Origin of the sequence: Candidatus Merdisoma sp. JLR.KK011 (assembly GCF_036941125.1) — a bacterium.
GTDB lineage: Bacteria > Bacillota > Clostridia > Lachnospirales > Lachnospiraceae > Laedolimicola.
Genome location: NZ_JAYWSZ010000003.1, coordinates 1,301,103 through 1,314,193 on the forward strand (window position 1 = coordinate 1,301,103; position 13,091 = coordinate 1,314,193).

Consider the following 13,091-nt stretch of genomic DNA (forward strand, 5'->3'; position numbering starts at 1 on the left):
AACGTAAAAGGGATTTGGATGCTCTTTTGGAACCCATTTTTCTGAAACTTTTTCATTGTATTTCCAATGAGAAAACGTTATAATAATAGATAATAAATGTGTTCTGGAAAAATGGAAAGGAGACGGCGAATGAAGCTTACATTTTTGGGAGCGGCCCACGAGGTGACTGGAAGCTGCCATATGCTGGAGGCCTGCGGCAAAGTGATACTGGTAGATTATGGTATGGAACAGGGCCCTGATTATTACAAGAACCGGGAGATTCCGGCAGCTGCGGCGGACATTGATTTTGTATTTCTGACCCATGCTCACATCGATCATTCCGGACTTTTGCCCCTTTTGTACAAGCAAGGCTTTCGCGGAGCTGTTTTTTCAACGAAGGCTACCCGGGATCTGTGTGAGGTCATGCTCCGTGACAGCGCTCATATCCAGATGTTCGAGGCAGAATGGCGGAACCGGAAGGCGAGACGTTCCGGCGGAGAAGAGTATGTTCCCCTTTATGATATGGCCGATGCGGACGGCGCCATGAAGCTGTTCTGCGGCTGCGCTTACGGAGAGCGGATATCCGTAGCGGAGGGAATCGCCATCCGCTTTACGGATGTGGGACACCTTTTGGGCTCCTCCTGCATTGAGATCTGGCTGACCGAAGGTGCGCAGGAGCGCAAGATCGTATTCTCCGGCGATATCGGCAATCACAACCAGCCTATTTTAAAGGAGCCTAAGACGGTAGCGGAGGCGGATTATGTGGTTATGGAATCCACCTACGGGGATCGCAGCCACGGAGAGCGGCCGGATTATGTGGAAGCCCTCACCGGAATCCTTAAGGATACCTTTGACCGGGGCGGCAATGTGGTCATTCCCTCCTTTGCCGTGGGAAGAACCCAGGAGATGCTCTATTTTCTCCGGGAGATTAAGGAGCGGAGGCTTATCCAGGGGCATGAAGGCTTCCAGGTCTATGTGGACAGTCCCCTGGCTGTTCAGGCAACCACCATTTTCAATAAAAATATGTATGAATGCTTTGACGAAGAGACGATGGCTCTTGTGAAGAAAGGGATCAATCCCATCGCCTTCCCGGGACTGAACCTGTCGATTACCAGCGATGAGTCAAAGGCCATCAATTTTGATGATGAACCCAAGGTTATTCTTTCTGCCTCCGGCATGTGCGAGGCGGGACGTATCCGCCATCATCTGAAGCATAATCTCTGGAGAGAGGACAGCACGATTCTCTTTGTAGGCTACCAGGCCGTGGGAACCCTTGGCCGGGCCATTGTGGAAGGCGCTTCTACTGTGAAGCTCTTTGGCGAGGAGATAGAGATCCGGGCTAAAATTATGAAGCTGGCGGGCATCAGCGGACATGCGGACAAGGAGGGGCTGATTTCCTGGCTCCAGGGCTTTGAGAAGAAGCCAAAGAGAGTCTTTGTCGTTCACGGAGAGGACACGGTCTGCGATCACTTTGTGGAGTGCCTGGAAAACTATGGTTATGACGCCAGGGCGCCTTACAGCGGCGGCTGCTATGATCTGATTACGAATACCCATCTTGAAGTGGGCAATAAGATACGCATTGAGCGGGATAAAAAGCTTGCCAAACCGTCCTCTACCGTTTATGATAGATTGGTGGAGGTTGGTAAGAGACTTATGCGCTTGATCGACAAGAGCAAGGGATGGGCGAATAAGGATCTGGCCAAACTTGCGGACCAGCTGCAGGCTCTCTGTGAAAAGTGGGAGAAATAAGCAGCCTGGTTATCGAACAACTGACAAAAAATGAGGGGATGAACAAAAGCAATGGAGCGCAGCGAAAGAGAAAGGCAGATGACCCCGGCGGAACGCCGTAGAAGAATGGAGGCCAGAAAGCGCCGGCAGAAGGAGCGGGCCCGCAAAAGGCGGATACGGATGATGATCCTGCTTGGAGGCGGTATTCTGGTGCTTGCCGTTATCGGATTGATTATTTTCGGAATTGTCCGTCTGGTTTCCGGCGGTTCCTCCAAGGGAATCGCTGCCAATGGAGATACCTATGTCATAGCACTTGATGCCGGTCACGGCGGCGAGGATATCGGACGAAGCAGTGGGGAGACGGTGGAGAAGAACGTAACCTGGGAGATTTGTTCCAAGCTGAAAACCATGCTGGAAGGCCAGGGTTACCAGGTGATTCTGATCCGTGAGGATGATACCCGGATTTCCAAAGAGGAGCGGCTTGCAAAGGCCCTGGATTCCAAGGCGGATTTATTGGTAAGCATCCATGGCGGCTATTCGGATGATTCCGGCGTTTCCGGAGCGGTCAGCTACTATAACAAGGACAATCAGCAGAGCCAGTATCTTGCGGAAAAGATACAGGAGGCTCTCTTAAAAGAAAGCGGCGCTGCTGACGGCGGAACGAAAGAGGGCAGCTTCAGCATTATTTCCGATACAGAGATGCCTTCTGTCCTCATAGAAGCAGGCTATATCAGCAATGAAGAGGAAGCTGCAAGCCTTGCAGACGACACCTACCAGAACAATGTGGCCAAAGGAATCGCCAAAGGAATTATTATGAGTCTGGAAAAAACCGAGTAACTGGTGTATACTGTTTTTATAGATAAAAGGCAGCGCCGGATATTTTTTGAATCCCGCTGCAAGGAAGCAGTTTCACTTAGTTTCAGAAAGGAGTGACACCCATATGGCAAACAATACGGTTATTACCATCGGACGGCAATACGGCAGCGGCGGACACGACATCGGAATCAAATTGGCGGAGAAGATGGGAATTCCCTTCTATGATAAGGAGCTTCTCTCAAGGGCGGCCAAGGACAGCGGCTTATGCCGGGAGCTTTTCGAGAATCACGACGAGAAGCCTACCAACAGCTTTTTATATTCTCTGGTGATGGACACTTATTCCACCGGCTATTCTTCAGCGGCATTTTCTGAGATGCCCTTGAACCATAAGGTTTTTCTGGCGCAGTTTGACAGCATCAAGAAGATTGCGGCGGAAGGGCCCTGCGTGATCGTAGGACGCTGTGCCGACTATGCCCTTGAGAATATTCCAGGCGTGGTGAATGTCTTTCTATATGCGGATCTTCCCTCCCGGATTGTTCGCATTGCCAGACGGCATGATCTCACCGACGCCAAGGCCAAGGATCTGATCCGCAAGACAGATAAGGGCCGTGCCAGCTACTACAATTACTATACCAGTAAAAAGTGGGGAGAGGCCTCAGGCTATGATCTGTGTCTCAATACCAGTACCCTGGGCATTGACGGCACTGTCCATCTGATCCGGGAATTTGTTACATATAAAGAAAAAGAACATGAGAGAATTTAGTCTATGAAATTTGTCATACAGAGAGTGTCCCATGCATCGGTAACGGTGGATGGGACTGTTATTGGAAATATAGGAAAAGGTTACCTGGTTCTCATCGGCGTCGGACAGGGAGATACCAGGGCGGAGGCGGATCGTCTGGTAAAAAAGATGCTGGGCCTTCGGATTTTTCCCGATGAGAATGGAAAGATCAATCTGTCTTTAAGGGATGTAGAGGGGGAGCTTCTTCTGGTTTCCCAGTTTACCCTCTATGCTGACTGCAGCCACGGAAACCGGCCAGGCTTTACGAATGCCGGAGATCCGAAGCTTGCCGAGGAGTTATATGAATATATTATCGAGAGCTGTAAAGACCGGGCTTCCAAGGTACAGCATGGAAGCTTCGGCGCAGATATGAAGGTAGAGCTTTTAAATGACGGGCCCTTTACCATCATTCTGGAGTAGCTAGAAGCAGGACAGTTTTTCAGCTTGTTCTGTTAATATATAAAGGAGAACATCTATGAGTAAAAGAAACGATATCCACAAAGTTCTGATTATCGGTTCCGGCCCCATTATCATCGGGCAGGCCTGTGAGTTTGACTATTCCGGCACGCAGGCATGCAAGGCTTTAAAGCAGCTGGGGTATGAGATTGTATTGGTGAATTCCAATCCGGCCACCATTATGACCGATCCCGAAACCGCAGACGTCACCTATATTGAGCCGCTCAACGTGGAACGGTTGACACAAATTATTGAGAAGGAAAGACCAGATGCCTTATTGCCGAATCTCGGCGGACAGTCCGGTCTTAATCTTTGTTCAGAGCTTTCCAAAGCCGGCATCCTGGAAAAGTACGATGTAAAGGTTATCGGCGTCCAGGTAGATGCCATTGAGCGGGGGGAAGACCGGATCGAGTTTAAGCATACCATGGACAGTCTCGGCATTGAGATGGCCCGCAGCGAGGTAGCCTATACGGTAGACGAAGCCGTAGCCATTGCGGAAAAGCTGGGTTATCCGGTGGTTCTGCGTCCGGCCTACACCATGGGCGGAGCCGGCGGCGGCCTGGTGTACAATGTAGAAGAGCTGAAAACCGTTACCGCAAGGGGCCTGCAGGCCAGCCTGGTTGGCCAGGTGCTGGTGGAAGAGTCCATCCTGGGCTGGGAGGAGCTGGAGCTGGAGGTTGTCCGGGACAGCAAGAACAATATCATTACCGTATGTTTTATTGAGAATATCGATCCCCTTGGAGTACATACGGGAGATTCCTTCTGTTCTGCTCCTATGCTGACCATTTCGGAAGATATCCAGAAAAGACTCCAGGAGAAGTCTTACCGCATTGCGGAGGCCATCCAGGTCATCGGCGGCACCAATGTGCAGTGGGCCCATGATCCGGTGACAGATCGGGATATTGTCATTGAGATCAATCCTAGGACCTCCCGTTCCTCTGCCCTGGCATCCAAGGCTACAGGCTTCCCCATTGCCCTTATCTCTGCCATGCTTGCTTCCGGCCTTACTCTGGATGAGATTCCCTGCGGCAAATACGGAACGCTGGACCGCTATGTGCCGGACGGAGATTATATAGTCATTAAGTTTGCCCGCTGGGCCTTTGAGAAGTTTAAGGGCGTGGAGGACAAGCTGGGCACCCAGATGCGGGCTGTGGGCGAGGTTATGAGCATCGGAAAGACCTACAAGGAGGCCTTTCAGAAGGCCATACGAAGCCTGGAAAACGGCCGTTACGGTCTGGGCTTTGCCAAGGATTTTCACGATAAAACCAAGCGTGAGCTCTTAAAGCTGCTGGATACGGCTACCAGCGAGCGGCAGTTTGTAATGTATGAGGCCCTCCGAAAGGGCGCAACAGTGGAAGAGCTTCACCAGCTGACAAAGATCAAGCATTATTTTATCGAGCAGATGAAGGAGCTAGTGGAAGAGGAGGAGGCGCTTCTTTCTTCCAGCCGCGGAAGAGTGCCAGAGGCGGAGGCTCTTAAAAAGGCCAAGATGGACGGCTTCTCGGATCGCTATTTGAGCCAGATCCTGGAGGTTCCCGAGGCGGATATCCGCAGCGGGCGGATGGCAATCGGCGTTACGGAAGCATGGGAGGGCGTACACGTAAGCAGTACCAAGGACAATGCTTACTATTACTCTACCTACAATGCGCCGGATCACAGTACGGTCAGCACGGATCGGCCCAAGATTATGATCTTGGGAGGAGGCCCCAACCGGATCGGACAGGGCATTGAGTTCGATTACTGTTGTGTCCATGCAGCCATTGCACTTAAAAAGCTGGGTTTTGAGACGATCATTGTAAATTGCAATCCGGAAACGGTTTCCACGGATTACGACACCTCGGATAAGCTGTATTTTGAGCCGCTGACTCTGGAGGACGTGCTGAGCATCCATGAGAAGGAGAAGCCGGTGGGCGTAATTGCCCAATTCGGCGGCCAGACGCCTCTCAATCTTGCGGCGGAGCTGGAAAAGAACGGCGTGCGCATCTTAGGCACCAGTCCGGAGATCATTGACCTGGCAGAAGACCGGGATCGCTTCCGGGCGATTATGGAGAAGCTGGAGATTCCTATGCCGGAAGCCGGAATGGCAGTCAATGCGGACGAGGCTCTGGCCATTGCGGAGAAGATCGGCTATCCCGTTATGGTGCGCCCCTCCTATGTGCTGGGCGGACGGGGCATGGAGGTGGTTCACGATCCGGAAAGCCTTATTGGCTATATGCGCGCGGCTGTGGGCGTGACGCCGGATCGGCCCATTTTGATTGACCGTTTCCTGCATCATGCCATGGAGTGTGAGGCGGATGCTATCTGTGACGGAACACATGCCTTTGTTCCCGCGGTGATGGAGCATATTGAGCTGGCCGGCGTCCACTCCGGTGATTCGGCCTGTATTCTGCCTTCCTTAAATATTTCGGAAGAGAATTTAAAGACCATCAAGGAATATACGAAAAAGATTGCGGAGGAAATGCATGTCTGTGGTTTGATGAATATGCAGTATGCCATTGAGGACGGCAAGGTATTCGTACTGGAGGCCAATCCCAGAGCATCCCGTACTGTGCCTTTGGTGTCCAAGGTCTGCAACATTCAGATGGTGCAGCTGGCAACCCAGGTAATTACAGAGGAGCTGACGGGAACGCCCTCGCCGGTTCCGGATTTAAAGGAGAGCCATTTCCATCATTACGGAGTGAAAGAGGCTGTGTTTCCCTTCAATATGTTCCAGGAGGTAGACCCCCTTCTCGGACCGGAAATGCGTTCTACGGGAGAGGTTCTCGGCCTTGCTTCCAACTTTGGAGAGGCCTTCTATAAGTCCCAGGAGGCTACCCAGACCTGTCTGCCCCTGTCGGGTACGGTGCTGATCAGTGTCAGCGACCGGGATAAGCCGGAGGTGCTTCAGGTGGCGAGAGGCTTTTATAAAGACGGATTTTCCATTATGGCTACAGGACGCACCTACGATATGATTGCGGCGGACGGAATTCCGGCCAAGAAGGTGAAGAAGCTCCAGGAGGGGCGGCCGAATATTATGGATGCCATTGCCAACGGAGAGATTCAGCTGATTGTCAATACGCCCTCTGGCAAGGAGAGCCGTTATGACGACAGCTATATCCGCAAGGCGGCTATTAAGGGGAAGATTCCTTATATGACTACTATGGCGGCGGCTATCGCCACCACAGAGGGAATCCGCAAGGCAAAAGAAAAAGGAGGCAAGCTGGAGGTGAAGTCCCTGCAGCAGCTCCACAGTGAGATTGAGGTTGGGTAAGGATTGACCCATTCATTTGAAAAAGGTGCCGGGAACTATAACGTCAGGCTTTTCTGATATCATAGTTCCCGGCACCTTCTTTATCTTGTCTCAGACAATGCCTGGACGTATTCCAAGGCTTCATAGGGCTTGTATATACCTTCCAGAATCGCCCGGAACATACGCTCGGAGGTGCCCGGATGCTCCTGGTTCAGACTGCGGAGCAGATCCTTGGCGTATTCCCGCTTGGTATGGCCGTCGGCCGGACAAGGGCTTTTGCAGACAGGCAGGCTGTACTTGTGCTGGAAGCCGATGACATCAGCCTCATCCACATACATTAGTGGGCGAATCACAGTGAGATCCATCCGATCCAGATACGTTACCGGTGCAAAGGTATGAAAGCGCCCCTCAAAGATAAGGGAGAGGAGCATCGTCTCCACCACGTCATTTTTGTGATGAGCGTAGGCTATCTTATTGCAGCCGGTTTCTTTGATGGCCTGGTTCAAAGCTCCTTTGCGCATCTTGGCGCAAAGGGCGCAGGGATTGCTTTCCTTGCGGACACGGAAGATAATATCATAGATATCTGTGGCCACAACGGTATAATGTACACCCATTTCCTCACACAGGGCCCGTATTCCGCTTAAATCAAAGCCTGGAAAGCCCAGGTCTACCGTAATGGCTTCCAGCTCAAAGGAGGCCGGATAAAAGCGCTTCAGGCCATGGAGGGCATAGAGCATGGCAAGACTGTCTTTTCCGCCGGAGATTCCTACGGCGATTTTGTCTCCCTCCTGTATCATATGGTAATCATCCACGGCTCTGCGTGTATAGCTTAAGAGCTGCTGCAGCTTCATATGGTAAATGCCTTCTTTCTCTGTTTTTCAAAATCCATCCCGGATATGATACCATGTAAGCACCTGTCTGGCAAGCGAAATATCGTTACTGGGTACAGAGTGAACAGTAATGAAATATCATCTAAATTTCGGCGTTTATCTTGAATTACGGGCGCAATTATGATAAATTGTAAGAAGGAGCAACAGAAAGGTAGGTAAAGATAAAATGACAATTAGAGAATGCTATGATGCTATGGGAGGAAATTACGCAGACGTAGAAGGACGCTTGAGAACGGAAGAGCGGATTAAGAAGTTTGTGCTTCGCGTTCTCAATGATTCCAGCTATGAGCTGCTGTGCAAATCAATCGAAGACCGGAATATGCCTGAGGCCTTCCGGGCAGCCCATACGATAAAAGGTATCTGCCAGAATCTTTCCCTGGACCGGCTCTACGAATCCTCCAACAACCTTGCTGAACTGTTGCGTAACAAGGAGGACTACAGCGCAGACCTAGAGCCTGTGCTTGAGAAGGTTAAGGAAGATTACCAGGTTACCATTGACTGTATTAAGCAGTTGGATTAAGCAAGACGAGATTTTATCACCCGGATGCAGATTTTCAGGACATCCGGGTGATTTTTTATATACAGCCCGTGAAAAGAAAGAAACCGTGTAAGAGAGCGTTTCAGACAGATTTTTCTAACATCAGCCCGAACAAAAAAACGAACATTTTTCGAACATATGTATTGACAAACAATTGTTCTGTGTGTATAATGGCAATATAGATAAGAAACAATTGTTCGGAAGATATGTTCGATTTTTTTATTGGGGGAAGAGATATGTGCAGGAAAAGAAAGGTTGCTTTAACGGTTTGTTTAACGGTTTGTCTGATTCTGGCTTTGGCTTTTACATTCGGAAGCTTTTTGTCAAAGGCGAAGAATAAGGCGCCGGAGGTTACTTATTACAAGTATTATACCAGCATTGAGATCCAGCCTGGCGACACCCTGTGGGATCTGGCAGATGAGTTTTTGGAATATTATGAGTCCAAAGAAGTGTACATTCAGGAAGTAAGCCAGTTAAACTCTATTAAGGACGGTAAGATCATTTCCGGCCAGACTCTGATTATGCCGTATTACTCTACGGAATATAAACTTTAAGCTTGTTAATTGCCTGGAGGCTTTTTGATTATGCCGTCTTGGAGATGATATCGGATCCCCAAGGCGGCTTTTTGAAATCGATATCCTTATGGAGAGCGGAAAGCTCTGCTAGGTTTTGCCAAAACCTAACAGAGAGTAGAAATAAAATCTGCAATTTCAATTAGCCCTTCTATAAATACGGCGCTTTAGATCTATGCGACAAACACATGTTTTTCACATAGATCTAAAGGCAAAAATTTCGGCAAGCGTTGTTCGTATGCCAGTCCGACTGTAAAAAAAGCGCCTGCCACAAGAATTGTTTTCAGAAAGCATCCTGTATTCCGAAAAAGAACAGCTGCAGATATTCTTTCATCGGTACAAAAGCTTCTTACAACAAAACCCAGACAGACGCCAGGGCATCCAAAGGAAACCTGGGAAAGGCGTGAGTAAGCCGAATGCCGTCACAGCTTATCAGACCTGCGCGTTTAGGATATGTCACCTTCAGATGGTACGTTCTTCCACATTGAGCATTCCATATGATAAAAAATGCCTGCTCCCATGGAAACAGACACATACAAAAAGCCAAAAGGCATTTTTGACAGGAACTGAACTTTCTTCGGAAGTCTCTCCTCAAGTATTAAGCAGGTTTCCTGGCTTACAGATCTGCATATTTTCCTTTCCTTCTCATACAAAAAGTTGTACAATGGATTCGTTAGGAAATATTCCCTGCTTACAGTGACCGGATCGCTTAGGACTCGCACCTAATTCCCTCTTCCTGCCAAAATTTTTAATTAGGCAGGCACTTAATACCTTATATGGAATTGTACTTATTAAGTATAGCATTGACCTGGTGATACGTCAAGGTACTCTTAGTGCTATTTGTTATGAGTTGTTATGATCTTTACAATTTGCACCAGCAATGAATGGAAATAGTTCAAAATTGATATAGGTGTGAATTGTAACGAGAAACTGATTGATAAGTTACATAATTTTATTATGTAAACTTATATATTATATAGGGAACCTATACAATACTTAGGAAGGAATTTTTCAATTATGGAATACAAAACCTACCATGAACAAAACGATATGGAAAATATTCGTAAGCTGCGAGAGGTATTGAAAACACTGCCATCCTTTGCCAAGGATTATTTTCGGGCAATCGAGCCTACCACCTCCACAAAGACCCGAATCTCCTACGCCTATGATATCCGAGTTTTTTTTCGATTTCTCATTGAAGAAAACCCGGTTTACAAAAATTATGAAACTACAGATTTTAAGCTGAGTGATCTGGATCGGGTTGAGGCTGTGGATATTGAAGAATATCAGGAGTATCTGAAGCTGTATCAGAAAAAAATTGCTTATTCCGGTACGGATAAGGAGAAGGAAAGCTTCGACACCATAGATATTACCAATGGCGAACGGGGATTAAAACGAAAAATGTCCGCTTTGCGGAGCTTTTATGCATATTTTTATAAGCGGCAGCTTTTAGAGCACAATCCTACGGTGTTTGTGGACATGCCAAAGCTCCACGACAAGGCGATCATTCGTCTGGATGTTGATGAGACTGCAAGGCTTCTGGACTTTATTGAGCATGGCGGCGACGGTCTTACGGGGCAGAAAAAGGTATATTATGAAAAGACGAAGGAACGGGATCTGGCGATTGTCACCCTCCTTCTGGGAACCGGTATCCGTGTATCCGAATGTGTGGGCCTTGACATTACAGACGTGGATTTTCATAACAACGGAATCAAGGTGACCCGAAAGGGCGGCTCAGAGATGATTGTTTACTTTGGGGAAGAGGTGGAGCAGGCTCTTCAGAATTACATCAATGGGAGCCGCAAAGAGGTCATTCCCCAGGAGGGGCATGAACTGGCACTCTTCTACTCCACCCAAAAACGTCGCATCGGCGTAGGTGCTGTGGAAAACCTGGTGAAGAAATATGCAAAGCAGGTAACTCCCCTTAAGAAAATCACTCCCCACAAGCTCCGAAGTACCTACGGAACTACCTTGTACCAGGAAACCGGGGATATTTACCTGGTCGCTGATGTGCTTGGCCATAAGGATGTGAATACCACCCGGAAGCATTATGCAGCCCAGGATGAGAACCGCCGCCGGATGGCTGCCAAGGCAGTAAAACTTCGTGAAGATTAACGGTAAAGGAACAGTAAAACTATTTTATAAAGAAGATTCGGAAAAAAGATGCCGGAAAATCAGTTATCTGACTTTTCCGGCATCTTTTAATTTTTATGGTATTACATGTTTTTCAAAACAGCGTACTTTGACGGCTTACTCTACAACCAGCTCGCTCCAGCGGGTATCCGGAACAAAGCCGATATAAGTCTTTCCTGTATTTACCTCAATCTCGTCAGAGGCGGAATCAAAATAAACGGTACGCTCCTGCTCTGCATTTTTCACCCAGGTGATGGGAATGGCTTTTCCGTCCGTGATATAATAACCCTCACCGCTTCCCAGACAGTTCCATACCATATATCCATGGGAATCCAGCTGGCTGAAGGTCATTTTCTGAAGGATTACGTTCTTGAATGCAAGCTGTTCATTATTGTTGCCCGGATCCTTGTGTGCACTGCCGTACTCGGAGTACAGATATGTACCTGAGGCCGCATCGTAATCAAGCTGAGAACCGTTGTGGCCAAAGGGAAGATCCACTAAAGTACAGTCAAAGTTTCCTTCTTTTTCTTCCATTTTTACAGGCTTCTTTTCAGATACGAACTCAAAATGGGGCTCTGTGGGCCTGTAATCGTTATACTCTCTGGAAACGCTGGAATTTTTGAAGTTCTTCTCCATATCGCCCGGAAGAATATACTCGGTAAATTCCCTGGGCTTTCCATTGTTCACACGTGAGAAGGTTCCGCTGAAATGATCCGTATGGGGCTTCTCAAGATAAGGGTTGATGTAGAAGGGGCCGCCGTCATGGCAGACAATGGCGTTCCATTCGGGAGCAATCATCAGGTTCGTAGGACGCACGCTCCGCACGCTTCCGATCTGATCAACGCTGTCGTAATCCTTAAAGAGAACCATGAAACGGGTGATCTGATCGTTCAGAGTACTGTTCATCATCTCGTAAACCACATCTGCCCTTGTAAGTCCGTAATGAGGCAATGCTGTCTTCTCATTGTCCACCATTACCGCAATGGGGCGCTGCTCTTTCAGATCCTCGCTGATCCACTCATTGGTCAGTTCGCTCCGGTACATTCCCTCCGGGCCAATCTCCTCTTCCTCTTCTTCCTCCTCCGATGTCTCTTCCGGCTCTTCCGCTAAGATCTCATCTTCGGTAGAAAGCTCTTCTTCGGCCGGAGCAGATACCTCTGCCTCCTTTTTGCCGCATCCTGCTGCGCAGATTCCAAGTGACAGTGCCAGCAGAATCCACAATACTCGTTTCCTCATAAGTGATTCCTTTCTGTTTTCCTGTTGTGTGTTGAATTATTAAAATTCGTAACAATTATAACACACATTTTTAAAATATTCTAGAATTATTTGTAATAAATCCTTCTTTCTTTTATCTTTCATTTAAAATGTGCTGTACACTGCTCCAATCAATTACGGGTTCATTTTTCTGAATAACGCCGGCTGTCTGTTTCTTTTTGTTTCCTAACTTTAGGATGTTCAGAACAAGACTGCCTGCTCCGATTACAAAGCAGATTCCGGCGGCTGCCAAAGCGATCATCAGATTGTTCTCCACTCCGGAAAAGAAATAGCATCCGGCCCCAAGGATAATTCCCAGGATCACACAGACAATCGGCGTGCCGAACATATCATCCTTGAGACCGCTGAGTCCCCAGGTCTGGGGCTTATGGCAGTGGGGACATTCGTCCTTAAAGGCTTTTACGAAGATATGCTTTTCCACAGCATTGCTGTATGCTTCCTTTACGGCGCTTACAAGGTTTGCATGGGCCATTTCGTTTAAGCTGCTCTGCTTTTTGTCATCCAGGGTCTTATAATTGCTGTTGATCTCCGCCTCCATGCCGGAAATGACTGCTTTTTGAGGGCCGCTTTCCTTCATACACTGTTCGCAGCGGAAGGAATAGGATACATCAATCGTCTCTTTCTTTTTATGCTTGTAATAACTGCCCATTTTTGAATTTCCTCCTGGTGTAAAATAAATATTTTTCTGTTTTTG

Annotated in this window: 11 protein-coding genes and 1 riboswitch; of the genes, 8 read left to right on the forward strand and 3 right to left on the reverse strand. The window is 48.3% G+C overall.

Annotated elements, in window-relative coordinates; all coding sequences use genetic code 11:
• Positions 1–129: 129 nt before the first annotated feature.
• The 5 genes from VV089_RS07280 to carB all read left to right on the forward strand — a co-directional run bounded on the left by VV089_RS07280 (position 130) and on the right by carB (position 7,010).
• Positions 130–1,728: an MBL fold metallo-hydrolase gene (locus VV089_RS07280; RefSeq protein WP_334335432.1), complete on the forward strand. Its 1,599-nt coding sequence runs from the start codon at positions 130–132 to the stop codon at positions 1,726–1,728.
• 51 nt (positions 1,729–1,779) lie between these two features.
• A complete protein-coding gene (locus VV089_RS07285; protein WP_172544350.1) occupies positions 1,780–2,544 on the forward strand; it encodes an N-acetylmuramoyl-L-alanine amidase family protein in 765 nt (254 codons plus the stop codon).
• A gap of 103 nt (positions 2,545–2,647) precedes the next feature.
• Positions 2,648–3,286: a cytidylate kinase-like family protein gene (locus VV089_RS07290; protein WP_172544349.1), complete on the forward strand. Its 639-nt coding sequence runs from the start codon at positions 2,648–2,650 to the stop codon at positions 3,284–3,286.
• Positions 3,287–3,289: 3 nt separating this feature from the next.
• Positions 3,290–3,724 (forward strand): D-aminoacyl-tRNA deacylase, encoded by a 435-nt coding sequence (gene dtd / locus VV089_RS07295; protein WP_334335433.1) that lies wholly within the window; start codon positions 3,290–3,292, stop codon positions 3,722–3,724.
• Positions 3,725–3,779: 55 nt separating this feature from the next.
• On the forward strand, positions 3,780–7,010 hold the full coding sequence (gene carB / locus VV089_RS07300) for a carbamoyl-phosphate synthase large subunit (protein WP_334335434.1): 3,231 nt from the start codon (positions 3,780–3,782) through the stop codon (positions 7,008–7,010).
• Between the two features lie 80 nt (positions 7,011–7,090).
• Here carB and VV089_RS07305 read toward each other — a convergent pair whose 3' ends face one another.
• Positions 7,091–7,840 (reverse strand): ATP-binding protein, encoded by a 750-nt coding sequence (locus VV089_RS07305; protein WP_334335435.1) that lies wholly within the window; start codon positions 7,838–7,840, stop codon positions 7,091–7,093.
• A 205-nt stretch (positions 7,841–8,045) separates the two neighbouring features.
• Between VV089_RS07305 and VV089_RS07310 the strand changes: the two genes are divergently transcribed.
• From VV089_RS07310 to VV089_RS07320, 3 genes are all read left to right on the forward strand, one after another.
• Positions 8,046–8,399 carry an Hpt domain-containing protein gene (locus VV089_RS07310; RefSeq protein ID WP_172544345.1) on the forward strand — a complete coding sequence of 118 codons (354 nt, stop codon included), beginning with the start codon at positions 8,046–8,048 and terminating at the stop codon, positions 8,397–8,399.
• A 254-nt stretch (positions 8,400–8,653) separates the two neighbouring features.
• A complete protein-coding gene (locus tag VV089_RS07315; RefSeq protein ID WP_334335436.1) occupies positions 8,654–8,971 on the forward strand; it encodes a LysM peptidoglycan-binding domain-containing protein in 318 nt (105 codons plus the stop codon).
• A gap of 602 nt (positions 8,972–9,573) precedes the next feature.
• Positions 9,574–9,772: riboswitch (cobalamin riboswitch) on the reverse strand.
• A gap of 234 nt (positions 9,773–10,006) precedes the next feature.
• A complete protein-coding gene (locus VV089_RS07320) occupies positions 10,007–11,104 on the forward strand; it encodes a tyrosine-type recombinase/integrase (protein ID WP_334335437.1) in 1,098 nt (365 codons plus the stop codon).
• Between the two features lie 135 nt (positions 11,105–11,239).
• Here the strand turns inward: VV089_RS07320 and VV089_RS07325 are convergent, their stop codons facing one another.
• Positions 11,240–12,358, reverse strand: coding sequence for a DUF3048 domain-containing protein (locus VV089_RS07325; protein WP_334335438.1), 1,119 nt, complete (start codon positions 12,356–12,358; stop codon positions 11,240–11,242).
• A gap of 112 nt (positions 12,359–12,470) precedes the next feature.
• On the reverse strand, positions 12,471–13,046 hold the full coding sequence (locus tag VV089_RS07330; RefSeq protein WP_334335439.1) for a hypothetical protein: 576 nt from the start codon (positions 13,044–13,046) through the stop codon (positions 12,471–12,473).
• Positions 13,047–13,091 lie beyond the last annotated feature (45 nt).